Origin of the sequence: Streptomyces sp. MUSC 14 (assembly GCF_001866675.1) — a bacterium.
GTDB lineage: Bacteria > Actinomycetota > Actinomycetes > Streptomycetales > Streptomycetaceae > Streptomyces.
This window is the reverse complement of sequence record NZ_MLYN01000169.1, coordinates 1-259: the sequence shown is the minus strand read 5'-3', so window position 1 is coordinate 259 and position 259 is coordinate 1. Positions and strand designations below refer to the sequence as shown.

Here is a 259-nt window from a genome sequence, read left to right as displayed (position 1 = left end):
CCAGCCTCAGCCGTGGCTTCGTCCTCAGCCTCAGCTGTCGCCTCGGCCTTGGCCGTGGACTTGTCGTCAGCGTCAGCGTCCGACTCAGCCGTCGGTACGACCTCGCCCTCAGCCGTCGTCTCCGGCGCGTTGCCGGGTTCCGTCAGGGTCTCCGGCTGGGCCGGGTGGGGGACCTTGACGTTGTCGAAGGCTTCGGCCACCAGGTCGTGGGTGCCGGGGTTTTCCTGGCGGGGTTCGGGGACCGTGGGGGTCGGGGCGG

Annotated in this window: 1 pseudogene; it reads right to left on the bottom strand. The window is 71.0% G+C overall.

Features of this window, described 5'->3' with window-relative positions:
* Positions 1 to 259: pseudogene (locus BIV25_RS51970) on the bottom strand (Toxic cation resistance protein); the annotation flags it as partial.